General features: G+C 71.4%; 13 protein-coding genes. 5 read left to right on the top strand and 8 right to left on the bottom strand.

Features of this window, described 5'->3' with window-relative positions; genetic code table 11:
• Positions 1-7: 7 nt before the first annotated feature.
• Positions 8-2071 (bottom strand): prolyl oligopeptidase family serine peptidase, encoded by a 2064-nt coding sequence (locus BXA11_RS14860; protein WP_076435005.1) that lies wholly within the window; start codon positions 2069-2071, stop codon positions 8-10.
• A gap of 299 nt (positions 2072-2370) precedes the next feature.
• Between BXA11_RS14860 and BXA11_RS14855 the strand changes: the two genes are divergently transcribed.
• Genes BXA11_RS14855 through BXA11_RS14845 form a run of 3 tightly spaced genes read left to right on the top strand, consistent with a single transcriptional unit; the run spans position 2371 to position 3984 of the window.
• Entirely contained in the window at positions 2371-2880 is a 510-nt protein-coding gene (locus tag BXA11_RS14855; RefSeq protein ID WP_076435004.1) for an HNH endonuclease, read from the top strand.
• 11 nt (positions 2881-2891) lie between these two features.
• A complete protein-coding gene (locus BXA11_RS14850) occupies positions 2892-3707 on the top strand; it encodes a GNAT family N-acetyltransferase (protein ID WP_076435003.1) in 816 nt (271 codons plus the stop codon).
• A gap of 52 nt (positions 3708-3759) precedes the next feature.
• Positions 3760-3984, top strand: a complete 225-nt coding sequence (locus tag BXA11_RS14845; RefSeq protein WP_076435002.1) for an FmdB family zinc ribbon protein — start codon at positions 3760-3762, stop codon at positions 3982-3984.
• A 100-nt stretch (positions 3985-4084) separates the two neighbouring features.
• Here the strand turns inward: BXA11_RS14845 and BXA11_RS14840 are convergent, their stop codons facing one another.
• Positions 4085-4579, bottom strand: coding sequence for a helix-turn-helix transcriptional regulator (locus BXA11_RS14840; protein ID WP_030509607.1), 495 nt, complete (start codon positions 4577-4579; stop codon positions 4085-4087).
• Between the two features lie 606 nt (positions 4580-5185).
• On the opposite strand from BXA11_RS14840, the gene BXA11_RS14835 reads away from it, so the two are divergent.
• Positions 5186-5638: a hypothetical protein gene (locus BXA11_RS14835; protein WP_143734272.1), complete on the top strand. Its 453-nt coding sequence runs from the start codon at positions 5186-5188 to the stop codon at positions 5636-5638.
• Between the two features lie 48 nt (positions 5639-5686).
• On the opposite strand, the gene ilvD is transcribed toward BXA11_RS14835, so the two are convergent.
• The gene (gene ilvD / locus BXA11_RS14830; protein WP_076435000.1) at positions 5687-7525 is read right to left on the bottom strand and encodes a dihydroxy-acid dehydratase; all 1839 of its coding nucleotides are present in this window, start codon (positions 7523-7525) and stop codon (positions 5687-5689) included.
• A 108-nt stretch (positions 7526-7633) separates the two neighbouring features.
• Positions 7634-8413 (bottom strand): nuclease-related domain-containing protein, encoded by a 780-nt coding sequence (locus BXA11_RS14825; protein WP_239105190.1) that lies wholly within the window; start codon positions 8411-8413, stop codon positions 7634-7636.
• A 195-nt stretch (positions 8414-8608) separates the two neighbouring features.
• Between BXA11_RS14825 and BXA11_RS14820 the strand changes: the two genes are divergently transcribed.
• Positions 8609-10036, top strand: a complete 1428-nt coding sequence (locus BXA11_RS14820; RefSeq protein WP_076434998.1) for an amidase — start codon at positions 8609-8611, stop codon at positions 10034-10036.
• A 22-nt stretch (positions 10037-10058) separates the two neighbouring features.
• On the opposite strand, the gene BXA11_RS14815 is transcribed toward BXA11_RS14820, so the two are convergent.
• The 4 genes from BXA11_RS14815 to pepN all read right to left on the bottom strand — a co-directional run bounded on the left by BXA11_RS14815 (position 10059) and on the right by pepN (position 16011).
• Positions 10059-11030 (bottom strand): hypothetical protein, encoded by a 972-nt coding sequence (locus BXA11_RS14815; RefSeq protein ID WP_076434997.1) that lies wholly within the window; start codon positions 11028-11030, stop codon positions 10059-10061.
• Between the two features lie 9 nt (positions 11031-11039).
• Positions 11040-12509, bottom strand: coding sequence for a DUF2207 family protein (locus BXA11_RS14810; RefSeq protein WP_076434996.1), 1470 nt, complete (start codon positions 12507-12509; stop codon positions 11040-11042).
• Between the two features lies 1 nt (position 12510).
• Positions 12511-13062, bottom strand: a complete 552-nt coding sequence (locus BXA11_RS14805; protein ID WP_076435188.1) for a LemA family protein — start codon at positions 13060-13062, stop codon at positions 12511-12513.
• 384 nt (positions 13063-13446) lie between these two features.
• A complete protein-coding gene (pepN, locus tag BXA11_RS14800; protein ID WP_076434995.1) occupies positions 13447-16011 on the bottom strand; it encodes an aminopeptidase N in 2565 nt (854 codons plus the stop codon).
• Between the last annotated feature and the right edge of the window lie 8 nt (positions 16012-16019).

The raw sequence follows: 16019 nt of genomic DNA, 5'->3' as shown, positions 1-16019 counted from the left end.
CCGCGACTCAGCCGACCTTCAGGCCGGTGTGCCGGGCCAGGAACGCGAGCTGGTCGGCCGAGAGCTCGACCGACCTGCTCACGGCCCGGGCGCCGTGCCCCACCTCGGTCTCGTTGCGCAGCAGGATCGGCCGGTCGCCCGCCTGGGCGTGCTGCAGGGCCGCCGCCATCTTCCACGCGTGCAGGGGATGGACGCGGGTGTCGGAGCCGAACACGGCGAACAGCGTGGCCGGGTACGACACCCCCTCACGCACGTGGTGGTACGGCGAGTAGCCCCACAGCCAGGCGAACTCCTCCGGCACGTCGGCCGAGCCGTACTCGACGTTCCAGGTCGCCCCGAGACCGAACTTCTCATACCTGATCATGTCGAGCAGCGGGGCCAGGCAGACGACGGCCGCGTACAGGTCGGGGCGCTGGGTGAGCGCCGCGCCGACGAGCAGGCCGCCGTTGGAGCCGCCGGAGATGGCGAGCCGGTCCTGGCTGGTGACGCCGGTGGCGATGAGGTGCTCGGCCGCGGCGTGCAGGTCGTCGAAGACGTTCTGCTTCTTGCCGAGCATGCCGTCCCGGTGCCACTGCTCGCCCTCCTCGCCGCCGCCGCGAAGCTGGGCGACCGCGTAGACGCCGCCCGCCTCGACCCACGCCAGCGTCGTGGCCGAGAACCCGGGGTTCATCGGGACCCCGAAGCCGCCGTAGCCGTACAGGATGGTGGGACGGGGCCCGGAGCCGGGGCGCGAGGTGATCAGCATGCGCACCTCGGTGCCGTCCTTGGACCGGTAGACCACCTGCTCGGTCGTCGCCTCGGGCACCTCCACCGCGCCGGGAGGCGCCTCCCAGAGCGAGGTCTCGCCGGTCAGCGCGTCGTAGTGGTACACCGCGGTCGGGGTGATGCCGTCGGTGTAGCTGAACCAGGCCTCGTGCCCGCCCTCCGGACGCTCGAAGATCCCCCCGATGGAGCCGAGCCCGGGCAGCGGGACCTCGCCGATCCGCTCGCCGCTCTCCAGGGCGTGGACGGAGATCTCACCGATCGCGTGGCGGGTCCAGCCGACGAGCAGGACCGGCTCGTCCATGCCGTCGAGGATCGCGAAGTCGGACAGCACCGCCTCGGCGTCCTCGGGGATCAGGTCGCGCCAGTGCTCACGGCCGGGCGTCTCCGGCGACGTGACGCAGACGCGGCCACGCGAGGCGTCGAGGTCGGTGAAGACGTAGAGCCGCCCGTCGCGGCCGAAGTGGAGCCCGGTCTGGGCGTCGACGTCCTGCTGCACCGTGATCAGCTCCGGCGCCTGCGGCGACGAGGCGACCAGGTCGGCCACCCACAGGTCGTTGCGCGGAGCGGTTCCCCGCGAGGCGGAGACCGACAGCCATCTGCCGTCGAGGGAGACCGAGACCCCGTAGTAGTTGGTCTTCTCCAGGCCTTCGCCGAAGATCAGCACGTCGTCGTCGGGAGAGGTGCCGAGACGGTGCAGGTAGACGCGGCGGTGGTACTGCTCCTCGCCGGCGGGGACCAGCGAGGGCGCGAGCCTGCGCACGTAGTAGAACGCCTCCCCGCCGGGCAGCCAGGCCACAGGGGAGTAGCGGCAGCGGTCGATCGGCCCTTCGACGATTTCTCCGGTCGCCACGTCGACGACGTACAGGCGCGACTCCTCGTCACCGCCGACCGAGATCTGGTACGCCAGCCGGTTGCCCTCCTTGTCCGGCTGGTAGGAGTCGAGCGTGGTCAGGCCGGAGGGGTCGAGGGCGGTGGGGTCGAGCAGCACCCGCTCGCCGTCCCCGTCCGCGACGTACAGGACCGGGTGCTCCTGGTCGGGGGCCCGGCGGGTGAAGAAGCGGCGCTCGCCGCGCCAGGACGGCGTCCCCACCGACCCGGAACGCAGCAGCTCGGCGATGCGCTCCCGGAAGTGGTCGCGCCCCTCGAGCTCGGCGGACCGGAACAGGGTCTCCTGCGCGTCCAGCCACTCCTTCGTCGCCGGATCGTCCGGATCCTCCAGCCACCGGTACGGGTCGGGGACGGGCGTTCCGTGGAGATCGTCGACGATGTCGTCACGGCGGGCTGGTGGGTACGGCACTCGGCTCATGCTGGCACTTTAAATCAGCCGGACGACTGCGGCGGTACATCGACCGTACCCGGCCAAGACGGGAATAAAGGGGTGAACCGCTGGGCATAGATGCAGCAGGCGTCCCGTTCGTTCACCCCCCAGACCCTTTATGGGGTGGCGCAGGGGCCGCCGAAAAGGCCACACTTTGGTGAGGGGCGGTGCCGTGGTGACGATCCGCTGGGCCGTCCGGCGGAGGTCCCTGTGACGGAAGCACCCGGGTCCCAACCGACGGGGCCACAACCCAGGCGCACAGCCGAGACCGCTGTGGAGGCCGGCTGATGCGCCAAGTCCTGCTCCTGAACGCCACATACGAACCGCTGACCACGCTCTCCCTGCACCGGGCGGTCATCCTGGTGCTGAGAGAGAAGGCAGACGTCGTCCATCGCGACGGCAGGGGCGCGGTCCTGCGCTCGGCCACCCGCACGCTCGACGTCCCGTCGGTGATCCGGCTACGGCGTTACGTCCGCATTCCCTACCGGACGCGCATCCCGCTCACCCGGGCGGCGCTGATGCGCCGGGATAATTTCCGCTGTGCCTACTGCGGCCAGCGGGCCGAGACCATCGACCATGTGATCCCGCGGTCGCGGGGAGGCCCCCACACCTGGGAGAACTGCGTCGCCTCGTGCACGCCGTGCAACCACCGCAAGGCCGACAGGCTGCTGGAGGAGCTCGGCTGGGCGCTGCGCGTGGCCCCCGTGGTGCCGCACGGCGCGCACTGGCGGCTGATCGGCGCGCAACTCGACGGCGATCCGCAGTGGGCGCCCTACCTGTCGGAGACGGCGGCCTGACGGATGCCGTCATGAAATGGACGATCACCGCCGACGTGGAGGAGTACGCCACGGCGGCGGAGCCCTGGCTGCTGCGCGATCCCGTCCGCAGCACGGTCATGCTGACCGTGCTGCGGGGGATCCGCAGCGGTCAGTTCACGGTCGATCCCCTGCTGGCCTGGCTGGAGGACGGCGACGTCGTGGCGGGGGCGGCCTGCCATACCCCGCCCTATCCGCTCGCGCTCGGCGACGTCCCGCTCGCGGCGCTTCCCCTGCTGGCGCGCGACCTGATCGAGCTGGACCACGACGTGCCCGCGGTCGGCGGTCCTGCCGCCGTCGCCGAGGCGTTCGCGGGCGCCTGGTGGCGGCCCGAGACACGCCGCCGGGCCGAGCGGCTCTACCGCCTCGGCACGCTGCGGGCTCCCTCCGCGCCGGGGAAGCCACGCGTCGCGGGCCCCGGAGACCTGCCGACGGCCGTCTCCTTGATTCGGGAGTTCCAGCGGGAGGCACACGTCGAGCGCACGGCCGACCCCACTCCGGTCGTCGCCGCCCGTGTCAACCGGGAGGAACTGGTCGTGTGGGAGGACGACGACCGGCCCGTCTCCATCGCCGGTGTCTCCGCGCCGATCGCCGGCATGTCGCGGATCGGGCCCGTCTACACCCCGCCTGATCTGCGGGGACGCGGGTACGGCAGCGCCGTCACCCACGCGGCCAGCAGGAAGGCGCTGGACGACGGCGCCACCGAGGTGCTGCTGTTCACCGATCTGAGCAACCCCACGTCGAACTCCATCTACCAGCGGCTCGGCTACCGGCCCATCGCCGACTACACGACCATCCACTTCGCCTGAGTCGCGTCCCCGGGACGCCCGCGTCCGCCGCGCCGGGCCGTAATCTGGACGCATGCCTCGCTATGACTACCGTTGCCGCGCGTGCGGGTCGACGTTCGAACTCAACCGTCCCATGGCGGAGGCCGGCGACCGGGCGGTCTGCCCCTCCGGCCACGACGACACCGTGAAGCTGCTGTCCACCGTGGCCGTCACGGGCAGGGCGTCCGGGGCTCCCGCCGTTCGTCCGTCGGGCGGCGCGGGCGGCGGTTGCTGCGGCGGTGGCTGCTGCGGCGGATGATCCGATCTGTGTCCGGCCCTGTGTCCGGCCCTGCGGCCCGCGGGGCGTGGCGCCACGCCCCGCGGGCCGCTGAGTCAGGCCGGTGGGTCAGGCCGGTGGGTCAGGCCGCTGACGGGCGGCTGGCCCGCGAGCGCCGTTGGAACGGCAGGTAGCGCTGCGGCAGGTGCGCGCGGGCCGGTAGGTCGGTCGGCTCCACCGCCAGTATGCGGTCGAAGCGGAACGCCCTGATCGAGCGGCGCATGCGGCACCAGCCCACCAGATACCAGAACTCGCCGTGGACCAGGCAGGTCACCGGCTCGACGTCGCGGACCGTCATCCGGCCCGCGGCGTCGTGATACTGGATGCGGATCACCAGGCGGGCGGTGATCGCGTTGGCCACCGCCCGCGCCCGCCGGGCGACGTCGGTGGGCAGTGGAGTGGTCAGGGTGGTCAGGGTCGTGGCGATGACGTCGTCGTCCAGATCGAGGTGCTCGAAAGCGTGGCGCAGACCGCGCCGTGCGGTGACCGACTGCGGGCCGGCACCGAGGTGAGCGAGCGACAGGGCGAGGGCGGCGAGTTCCTCGGCGGTCAGCGAGTGCCGAATGACGTTGGCCATATCTCGACAATAGCGACGAGGACCGACATTTTTCCGAACGCGTGCTCGGGAAAGGCGATACGTTGGTCTGTCCTCCCGGTCACCGTTTCCTGTCCGGGACGCCTGACCGCCGACGCGGGAAACCGGTCGTCGCGTCGATGCCCGCCACTGTAGCCACTCCGGCGTGTGCCCGCCCGTCGAGCCATACGGCCACGGTCCCCATGGGCACCGGCGGTGGCGAAGACCGGAGCGGCGGCGACCCGCTCGCCGCCTGCGCGTGGCTCGCACCGGCGGCGGGCCGTGAGCCGCGCCATCCGGATGGACGGCTTCTCGGCCGCCGCGGACGGCTGACACCCTGAAACTTTCACGGACCGGGCTCCACCCGGAAATCACGATAAGTCGGGCGTTCGAAACATTTCGCCAAATCGCTCCTAAATTATCCGCAATCACCGCTGCATATTAGATTTCGGCTACTTGGTCGGCTGGTATTGCGTTTCGGGTCATCGGCTGGGCGCCCTTTCCGCCGGTGCGACGTTACGGCCTGCCGAAAACGCGGGTGATTGACCGTTTCTGTGGGAGGTGGTGCATTCGTTGTGACTGAATTGAAATGAGGGAGAAGGGACAGCAATGTTCGCTGCGAATCCAGCCCGGAGAGTGCTCGCGCTCGGTGCGGCGCTCGTGACCACCGGCGTGCTGAGCCTCGCGCTCGCGCCCAGCCCCGCCATGGCCGACACCGTCACACTGAACGCCACGGTGGACTGCCTCAACTACAACAGCTTCGGGGACACCAGAGACTGGTACCCCATCTCCGTCGTAGGGGTGCCCTACACCAGCATGGTCGCGGTCCCGGCCACGCACGCGTGGCAGTTCACGAAGACGCTGGCCAGTGGGACGACGGCCGTCAGCGTCTCCGCCATATGCAGCGAAGGCCATATGTACGACTTCGCCGGCTCCGCCGGCAGCGTCAGCATCCCCGCGGGAACCACCACCGTGACCGCCACCTGGGGCTGCACGACGGCCCCGGTCTATCCCGGTCCGTGGATGACCAACTGCAGCGTGCAGTCGGTTTCCTACAGCTGACCGGCAGGAGAATGCGGGGCCGCCTCCGGCGAGGCGGCCCCACACGATCTAGCGGGAGAGCTGGGACAGGTCGCGGGACGCGCCGGTCGAGGCCGACGTGGTCAGCGCGGCGTACGCCTGCAGGGCGGCCGACACCGGGCGCTGCCGGTCGCGCGGCCGGTAGCCGCCGAGGTCGGCCAGGAGCCGCTCGCGGCGGGCGGCCAGCACGTCCTCGGCCACCTTGAGCTCGATGGAGCGGCCGGGGATGTCGATCTCGATGACGTCGCCGTCCTCGATCAGGGCCATCGCGCCGCCCTCGGCGGCCTCCGGGGAGGCATGGCCGATGGACAGGCCCGAGGTGCCGCCCGAGAAGCGGCCGTCGGTGATCAGCGCGCACGCCTTGCCCAGGCCCTTGCCCTTGAGGAAGCTCGTCGGGTAGAGCATCTCCTGCATGCCCGGGCCGCCCTTGGGGCCCTCGTAGCGGATGACGACCACGTCGCCGGCCTTGACCTTGCCGCCGAGGATGCCCTCGGAGGCCTCCTCCTGCGACTCGAACACGACCGCCGGACCCGAGAAGCGCCAGATCGACTCGTCCACGCCGGCCGTCTTGACCACACAACCGTCCTGCGCGATGTTCCCGTACAGGATGGCGAGGCCGCCGTCCTTGGTGTACGCGTGGTCGAGGTCGCGGATGCAGCCCTCGGCGCGGTCGAGGTCGAGCGACTCCCAGCGGGCGTCCTGCGAGTAGGCCTTCACGGTGCGCACGTTGCCGGGGGCGGCGTGCCACAGCTCCAGCGCCTCGTCGGTGACCTGGGGGGACTGCGGGTCCCACTTGGCGATGTACTCCGCGATGGAGGCGGAGTGGACGGTCGGCAGGTCGCGGTGGAGCAGGCCGGCCCGGTCCAGCTCGCCGAGGATGCCGGGGATGCCGCCCGCCCGGTGCACGTCCTCGACGTGGTACTTCATCGTGGCCGGGGCGACCTTGCAGAGGCAGGGCACCCGCAGCGACAGCTCGTTGATCTCCTTCAGCCCGAAGTCGACGCCCGCCTCGCGGGCGGCGGCCAGGATGTGGAGGATCGTGTTGGTCGATCCGCCCATGGCGACGTCGAGCGCCATCGCGTTCTCGAACGCCTCACGGGTGGCGATGCTCCTCGGCAGGACCGCCTCGTCGTCGTTCTCGTAGTAGCGCCGGGCGAGGTCGACGATCTGCCGTCCGGCGTTCTCGAACAGGGTCTTGCGGGCCTTGTGGGTCGCCAGCGTGGTGCCGTTGCCGGGCAGGGCCAGGCCGATCGCCTCGGCGAGGCAGTTCATGGAGTTGGCGGTGAACATGCCGCTGCACGACCCGCAGGTCGGGCAGGCGTTCTCCTCCATCTCCAGGAGCTCGGCGTCCGACACGCTCGCGTCGGCGGAGGCGATCATCGGGTCGATCAGGTCGAGCTTGCGGCCGGGGACCTTGCCGGCCTCCATCGGGCCGCCGGACACGAAGATCGTGGGAATGTTGAGCCGGAAGGCGGCGAGCAGCATCCCGGGCGTGATCTTGTCGCAGTTGGAGACGCAGACCAGCGCGTCGGCGCAGTGGGCGTTGACCATGTACTCGACCGCGTCGGCGATCAGCTCGCGGGACGGCAGCGAGTAGAGCATGCCGCCGTGGCCCATCGCGATGCCGTCGTCGACGGCGATCGTGTTGAACTCGCGCGGAATGGCCCCCGCCTCGCGGACCGCGCCGGCCACCACGTCGGCGACCTCGCGCAGGTGCACGTGGCCGGGCACGAACTGGGTGAAGCTGTTGGCGATCGCCACGATCGGCTTGCCGAGGTCGCTGCCCGCTACGCCCGTGGCCCTGAGCAGCGCGCGGGCGCCGGCCATGTTCCTGCCGTGAGTGACAGTGCGGGACCTGAGAGCGGGCATCGAGGGACCCCCATCCGGAGACAACTGAGTCTTCAAATGGTACGACCACTGCCCGGCTGCCGAGACCCGCTGTCCACGAGTCGGGACGTGTCTACCCGGGAAACCGCTCTACTCGGGATACCGCGCGGGCAGTACGCGTGCGGCGGCCTGGTAGATCGCGTCGATCTCCGCGGTGGTGAGCGATCTCTCCCGCTTGGTGATCCACTTGCGCACCAGCCCGCCGGAGAAGACGTCCACCTCACGGATGTTGAGGATGCGCCACGGGATCGGCGGCCCGTAGATGGCCAGGGACGGCACCACGGTGATCTCCCGGCCGAGCGCCTTGCTGATCAGGTCGCTGGCCTGCGCCGCCTCCCACCGGGCCTCGTCGAGCCGCGGCTTCTGGTTGAACGGCCCGTGGAAGAGTTTGCGGTGCGACTGGACCCGTACGGGCAGCCGTTTGTCCCACTTCTCCGAGTCCACCGCGTACACGCCGGTGGGCCCGACCACCAGGTGGTCGATCTGCGCCTCGCTGCCGGGGATGGCCCGGGCGTGCAGCGTCTTGTAGCCGTTGCGCTCCAGCTTCTTGAGCTGGGCCTCCGTCTGACGCTCCGCCGCGGAGGCGCGCCGCCACGCGGGGATGGTGGAGACCGTCCTCGCCCGGTAGACGGCGTCGGCGACGCACGCGAGGATGGCCGCGGTGAGCCCGAGCCGCCAGCTGGTGAAGAGCACGCCGAACACCACACCCGCCGCGACCGCGATCACGGCCCGGCGGCGCAGGTGGCGGTATCGGGTGTCCTGCCACAGGCTGATCAGCGACGTGCGCTCGACCGGCGCATACGTGGGAGACGCCGGCGCCTCAGGTGGCGCCGAAGGGCGTTCCGCCTGCTCTGACGATTGGTCACCCACCCAGATAGGTGACGTATCGTGACCGTCTTCTGGCGCTAGACCGGTATCCACATCACTCACGGTAGTTGAGCCGTCAGCGGCTTGCCTAGTGTTGGATGGTTCATACTTTTGTGGCCTGCTTGAGCCGATTCGTTGCGCGGAAGTGCGGGTATCTTCTCTAGATATCCGCGGCCCAGAGGCCTACCGTTCGGTAGCGTGGCGCACATTCACGATCTTACCGCTCTTGAGCAGGCGGCAGCCGTACGTACGGGTGAACTTTCTCCTGTCCAGATCACCGAGCATTACCTGGAGCGCATCGAGCGGCTCGATCCCGGCCTGGGGGCGTTCGTCACGGTGACCGCCGACCGGGCCCTGGCCCAGGCGCGCGAGCAGGAGGCCCGGCTGGCCGCCGGTGACGCCGAGGACCTGCCCCCGCTGCTGGGCGTGCCGATCCCGATCAAGGACCTCAACTTCGTCAAGGACGTGCCGGTCTACTTCGGCTCGGCCACGTACGAGGGGTTCGTCGCGCCCGCGGACGACAGCGTGGTCGAGCGCCTGCGGGACGCCGGCACGGTCATGCTGGGCAAGACCAGCACCCCGGAGTTCGGCATGCCCTGCTACACCGAGACCTACCTGCACGAGCCGACCCGCACGCCGTGGGACACCACGCGGTCGGCCGGAGGGTCGAGCGGGGGAGCGGGGGCCGCCGTCGCGGCCGGTCTCGCGCCCGCCGCGCAGGGCAGCGACGGCGCGGGCTCGATCCGCATCCCCGCCTCCGTCTGCGGCCTGTACGGCATCAAGCCGAGCCGCGGCCGCATATCCGCGGCCCCGATCATGCCCGACCTCGCGGGGCTGTCGACCAACGGGCCGCTGGCCAGGAACGTCGCCGACGCCGCGGCGCTGCTGGACGTCATGGCCCACAACAACCCCGGGGACCTCTACCACGCTCCCGCGCCGGGGCTCGGGTCGTTCTCGGCCTACGTCGGGCGGGACCCGGGGCGCCTGCGGATCGCCAGGTTCGCCACGCCCGCCGTGCCCGGCGCGGAGGTCCACCCCGACGTGCTGGCGGCGTACGAGAGCGCCTCGGCGCTGCTGGAGTCGCTCGGCCACGAGGTGGAGGAGATCGCGCCGCCGTTCGGCCCGGACGTGGTGCCGGAGTTCGTCAAGATGTGGTTCAGCTTCTCCTGCATGCACCCCGTGGCGGAGGGACTGGAGCCGAAGCTGCGCCCGCTCACCGCGTGGCTGCGCGAGCGCGGCCACGCGATCTCGGCCCCCGAGTTCCTCCAGGCGCAGTCGACGCTCCAGCTCGCCACCCGCTTCGCGCTGCTGGTGACCGACGCCTACGACGCGGTGCTCTCGCCGACCGTCACCCAGCCGCCCGTGCCCGTCGGCTGGTTCGAGGACGTGGAGTCGCCCGAGGAGACGTTCGAGCGGATGATGCGCTTCGCGCCCTTCGCGGCCATCTACAACGTGAGCGGCCAGCCCGCGGTGAACCTTCCGCTCCACTGGACGGCCGACAACCTCCCCATCGGCGTCATGCTGGCCGGCAGGTACGGCGACGAGGGGACGCTCATCTCTCTGTCGTCCCAGGTGGAGGCGTCGGTCGGCGGTTTCTGGGGGGATCGCAGGCCGCCGGTCTGGTGACGGCCGGACGCTGGGGAGCGCGTCACCCCCGCAGCAGCTCGACGACGTACGCGGAGACGTCGGCGAGCAGCGTGGCCGGCCGCACCGGCGCCGCGGCCACGGCGGAGAACAGGGTGGGAAGCCCCGGCAACGGGAAGCCGTCGTCGGTGGTGACCCCGGCGGCCGCCTCGTGCTTGGCCAGCGCGGCGCGGCTGCGCTCCCACGCCTCCAGCACCTCCTCCGGCGACGGCACGCCGAAGCCGTGGCCGACCGGGGCCGCGTGGCGCAGCCGTACGAGCGGGGTCTCGGCGAACGTCAGCGCGATCCGGCAGCGGGCGGACAGGTCGTCGAGGTCCGGCACCCAGTCGAGGGCGGGGCAGGGGGTGCGGCACCGGCCCGCGCAGGTGGCGAGCGCCCCCGCCACCTGGCTGTGCTGCCGATCGAAGTAGGCCCGCCAGCCCGCGGGCGGCTCCACGGCCACGCGCAGCGTCCGCTCGGCCGCCGACCGCTCCGCCCGGGTGTGGTCGCACTCCCGGTCGGGCATGACCCCGAACCGGCTGCCGGGAGCGCGCAGGCCCTCCGGCCAGCGGGCCGGGTCGCCCGCGTGGCCGAGCGCGGGCTCGAAGGCGAGCAGCGGAAGATACTCGCTGCAGATGTGCACGGCCGCGATCATCGAGCTGAGCTCGCGCCGCCGCCAGCGGGCCTCCACGACCTCGAGGAGCAGCGCGTACGCCGGCCGCAGCGAGTCGAGCGCGCCGCGCGGCTGCTCCCTCGGAGTCTGCGGCATGTGGCACGCGCGGGCGCGTCTGCGCAGGTCGGCCGGCACCGTCTGAGCGTCGAGCTCGGTGTGGAAGTCCTCCGCGTCGAGCGTGAGCAGCCGCTGGCCGAACTCGCAGACCGACGCGACCAGGGCCGCCCGCCCTCCCTCCCCGAGCACGGCCGGCGCGAGCGCGCCGACGTCGCCGAACGAGTACCTCCCGGCCAGGGCGATCAACAGGTCGTGGGCTGAGTGCACCCGACGACCTTACTCAGGGCGCCGGCGGTCATCCGCCCCGCCGTCGTCGGCCCGGGACGCGCGAGCGGGGCGGTCGGGCAGGACGCGCACCTCGCCGAGGTTCTCCGGCGCGTCCACCAGGTGCTCGCCGGTGTCGTCGTAAGAGGCCCGCAGCCGGGAGTCCTCGATCACGTCGATCCGCCTGATCCAGCCGAGCCTGCGCCCCGCCGTGGCCCGCACCGTGTCGCCCTCCCGCAGGGGACGCCACATCTCCTCGCTCAGGCACATCGCCCTGACCTCGCGGGAGTTCCCCTCGTCGATCGCGCACCAGTACGTCCACTTGGCGGTGTCGTCGGCCTTGCTGCCGTCCCGGAAGCGGCGCAGCCGGACGATCCGGCCCTCGACGGCCGCCGCGCCGCCGAGGTCGCCGATCGCGTAGACGACCGGCAGGCCGGCGACCGCCAGGCCCACGGCGAGGGCGGCGGGCAGGACCAGCCCGTCCGGCCACACGCCGAACGCGGCGGCGACCACCAGGAGGATCCAGGTGGAGAACCCGGCGAACCAGCCGGCCGCGAGAGCCCGCAGGATCGTCGCCCCCGGCGGCCGGCCCCACAGCAGCCGTGAGGGGTAGCGGACGTTCACGACGTGCCACATCCCGCCATGGTCGGACCAGGCCCGGCTGTCGTCGGCGGGGGTGCTGACCGGAAGGTTCCCGACGGCCCGCGGCGCGAGCCCGAGTGCGGCGGCGTACGCGAGGTGGCGGCCCCAGATCGTGACCGAGGCGGCGGGCTGCTCGGCGAACCGTCCGGTCGCCCGCAGGTGCTCGCGGACGCCGAGCCAGTGCGCGGCGGCCGCGGCCCCCTCGGCCGTGCCGCGCTCCCCGTTCAGCCTGTCCATCAACGCCACGAGAAGGGCGAAGGACAGGATCGCCGCACCGGGCCCGCCGCCGTGGTCCGCACCGGCGTCGCCCGCGCCGACCGCGATGCCGATAGCCACGGCGGGGACCACCGCCGCCGCGCCGAGGAGCAGCGCGTGCGCCCTGCTCCAGCGTGGCCGGGACAGGCCCTGCTCCCGCGCCTCGACGATGACCTTCCTGCGGAAGCTCTTCCACCACCGGCGCAGGTCGCGCGAGCCCTCGGCCAGCGCTCCCGTCGCCACCACGCCGTCGACGGCCAGCGAGCGCACGTGGTCGTAGACGAGCCGCTCGTACGGCCTCAGTCCGCCCGGCTGCCCACGCAGCCGTACGAGGGACAGCCCGGGGCCGATCTCCTCGACGGCCACGACGCCCCTGGCGGCGAGGTCGAGCAGGGTGGCCGAGGCCGCCTCGTCGCACAGCCGCCAGTCGCCGGTGATCAGGTCGACCACCGCGGGGGACTGCCCGGCGAGCGCCCCGGTGGCCGGCCCCGGCTCGACGTCCGGGTTTCTCGTCGCCACGGCGAGCGCGAACAGGAGCAGCAGCCACAGGCCGGTCGCCGCCGCCGCGGCCATCCAGAGAACCATGTCAGAACCCGACCTGGACGGGGCCGCGCTCCTCGCCGGGCGCCTGGAAATACTCGCGGGCCGTGAAGCCGGTCATGCCCGCCACGAGGTTGGCGGGCACCGTCTGGATGGCGTTGTTGTAGGTCAGGACGGCGTCGTTGTAGTACTGCCGGGAGTAGGCGATCCGGTTCTCCGTGGCGGCCAGCTCCTCCTGGAGCTCGGCGAAGCCGGCGCTCGCCTTGAGGTCGGGGTAGGCCTCGGCCACCGCGAACAGGCTCTTCAGTGCGCCGGACAGCATGTTCTCGGCCGCCGCCCGCTCTTCGGGGCCGCGGGCGCCGATGGCCTGAGAGCGCGCCGTGACGACGGCCTCCAGCGTGGCCCGCTCGTGGGCGGCGTAGCCCTTGACGGTCTCCACGAGGTTGGGGATCAGGTCGTAGCGGCGCCTGAGCTGCACGTCGATCTGCGCCCAGGCGTTGTCGACGGCGTTGCGGGCGCGTACGAGGCGGTTGTAGGCGGACACGAGCGTCGCGACGAGGACGGCCACGACGGCGAGGACGACGAGCATGGGGATCATGGCGATCACGGGCCTCCTGCACGGACGGTAGCCCCGGACCGCCCGCCTTGTGAGCGGCCCCGGCGCACCCATCGCACCGCCGGTGCCTTGCACCGCCCTTGCACCCCACTTGCCCCCACTACCCCGCCGTGATCTTGCAGTTTGTCGCAGGCGTACGCGGTGACCTGGGGGGCGACCCTTCGTGGTCTTGCAGTGCTCGGCGCCGCCGGGTGATTCGCGCAGCTCGCGCCGTACGACAAAAGTCCGTGATCTTGTACCCGATTCGCCGGGCTGCAAGATCACAGACTGTCTTCATGCTGGTGGAGGAGGGAACCCGCCGAATCAAGCAAGATCACCAAGGGTGATAGGGCAGCTCGGCGGGGTCCTCTGCGACAAACTACAAGATCACGCGGAGGTGTCTCGGGCTCGGGCGCGCAGTGCTCGGCTGACGCCGTCGGCGCCCTCGAGCAGCAGGCGCCGCAGCCCGTGTGGCGGCTGCGTCTCGGTGATGTGGTCCTGTGTGCGGGCCACGGTCTCCGGACGGATCAGCAGCGCGGGGTAGCAGCCGATGGCGAAGTTCTGCGCCATGTCGGAGGTCCACTCGCTCCAGATCCGCCCGATCTCCTCGAAGTACCGGTCGCCGTACGGCTCCAGCAGCTCGGGGTGCTGCGGGTCCACGAAGCCGAGGATCGTGGCGCGCAGCAGCGCGCCGCTCAGCTTCCCTCCCACGATCGTCGCCCAGGTCTCGGCCTTGGCCTCCGGGGTCGGGATCGAGGCCCGGCTGGTGGCCGCCGAGCGCTCACCGGTCGCCGTGGCGTCCCTGGCCAGCTCGGCGTCGATGTCGGCCGCGCCGAGGACGCCGCCGGACACGAGCGACTGGATGAGCGTCCAGCGCAGGTCGGCGTCGACGGCCAGGCCCTCGGGCGCCTCGGCGCCGTCGAGCACGCCCTTGAGGAACGCCAGGTCCTCGGATGAGGTGGCGGTCGCCGCGAGGGCGTTGACGTACGCGAGCTGGTGGTCCGAGCCCGGCTCGGCCGCCGCGACGAGGCGGCGCAGCGCGCCGGCCAGCTCGGCCAGGCCGGTGGCCCGCCACGCCGGGTCGGCGTACTGCTGCACGGCCTGGCGGGCCTGGCGCAGCACGGTCTGCAGGACGGTGATGTCGCGCACCGCGTCGATGCCGGAGACCACGAGCTTGACGTAGTCGCGGGTGGCCATCTCCGCGTCCCGCGTCATGTCCCAGGCGGCCGACCAGCACAGCGCGCGGGGCAGCGACTCGGTGAACGCGGTGATCCCGCCGCCGACGAGGGTGTGCAGCGACCGCTCGTCGAGCCGGACCTTGGCGTAGGTGAGGTCGTCGTCGTTGATCAATACCAGGTCGGGCTGGACCTCGCCGACCAGCTCGGGCACGGCCGTACGCGCGCCGACGACGTCGAGCTCGACCCGCTTGGTCCTGGTCAGCACGCCGTCGCGCAGGGAGTACAGGCCGATGGCCACCCGGTGCGAGCGCAGCGTCGGGTGCTCCTGCGTGGCCTCCTGCAGCACGTCGAAGCTCAGGAACCGGCCCTCGCCGTCGGTGGTGAACGACGGCCGCAGCGTGTTGACGCCCGAGGTCTCCAGCCACTCCTTCGACCAGGACGACAGGTCGCGCCCGGAGGTGCGCTCCAGCGCCGACAGCAGGTCCTGCAGGGTGGTGTTCTTCCAGGCGTGCTCGTTGAAGTAGTCGCGCACCCCGGCGAGGAAGTTGTCGAGCCCCACGTACGCGACGAGCTGCTTGAGCACCGAGGCGCCCTTGGCGTACGTGATGCCGTCGAAGTTGACCTCGACGGCCTGCATGTCCGGGATGTCCGCGGCGATGGGGTGGGTGGAGGGAAGCTGGTCCTGCCGGTAGGCCCAGGCCTTCTCGACGTTGGCGAAGGTCGTCCACGCGCCCTGGCCCCACCGGGTGGCCTCGGCCTGGCACAGCACGGACATGTAGGTGGCGAACGACTCGTTCAGCCACAGGTCGTCCCACCAGCGCATGGTGACGAGGTCGCCGAACCACATGTGCGCCATCTCGTGCAGGATCGTCTCCGCGCGGCGCTCGATCAGCGCGTCGGTCACGCGCGAGCGGAAGACGTAGTCCTCCAGGAACGTCACCGCGCCCGCGTTCTCCATGGCGCCCGCGTTGAACTCCGGCACGAACAGCTGGTCGTACTTCCCGAACGGGTAGCGCAGGCCGAAGACGCGGTGGAAGAAGTCGAAGCCCTGCTTGGTGACCTCGAAGATGTTCTCGGGGTCGAGGTACTGCGCGAGCGAGCGGCGCACGTAGATTCCGAGCGGGATCCCGTCGTGCTCGTCACGCACCACCGCGTACGGCCCGGCGATGAGGGCCGTGATGTACGTCGACATGACGGGAGTCGGCGGGAAGTGCCAGCGCTTGGCGGCCTGCAGCGTGCCGTGCCGCCCGTGGTGCTCCTCCAGCGACTCGACCGCGTCGGGGGCGGCGTTGGACACCACCTCCCAGTCGCCGGGGGCGAGGACGGTCAGCTCGAAGGTCGCCTTGAGGTCCGGCTGGTCGAAGCAGGCGTACATGCGGTGCGCGTCGGCCGTCTCGAACTGACTGTGCAGGTAGACCTGCTGGTCCACGGGGTCGACGAAGCGGTGCAGGCCCTCGCCTGTGCGCATGTAGGAGCAGTCGGCGTCCACGCGCAGCTCGTTGTGCCCGGCGAGGCCCGGCAGAGGGATGCGGCCCTTCTCGGCGTCGTAGGTGCTGATGTCCAGCTCCCTGCCGTTGAGCACGACCTTCCTCACGTGCGCGCCGTGGAGGTCGATGAACGTGTCCGCCCCCTCACGGTCCGACGTGAAGTGGACCGTCGTGATGCTCTCGAACCGCTCCTCGCCCTCGGTCAGGTCGAGTTCGACCTGGTAGGACTGAACGGAGAGCAACCGAGCACGCTCCCGAGCCTCGTCCCGTGTCAGATTCCCTGCCACACCCGCTC

Source organism: Microbispora rosea (assembly GCF_900156315.1).
Classification (GTDB): domain Bacteria; phylum Actinomycetota; class Actinomycetes; order Streptosporangiales; family Streptosporangiaceae; genus Microbispora; species Microbispora rosea.
This window is presented reverse-complemented; position numbering and strand designations above follow the sequence as displayed.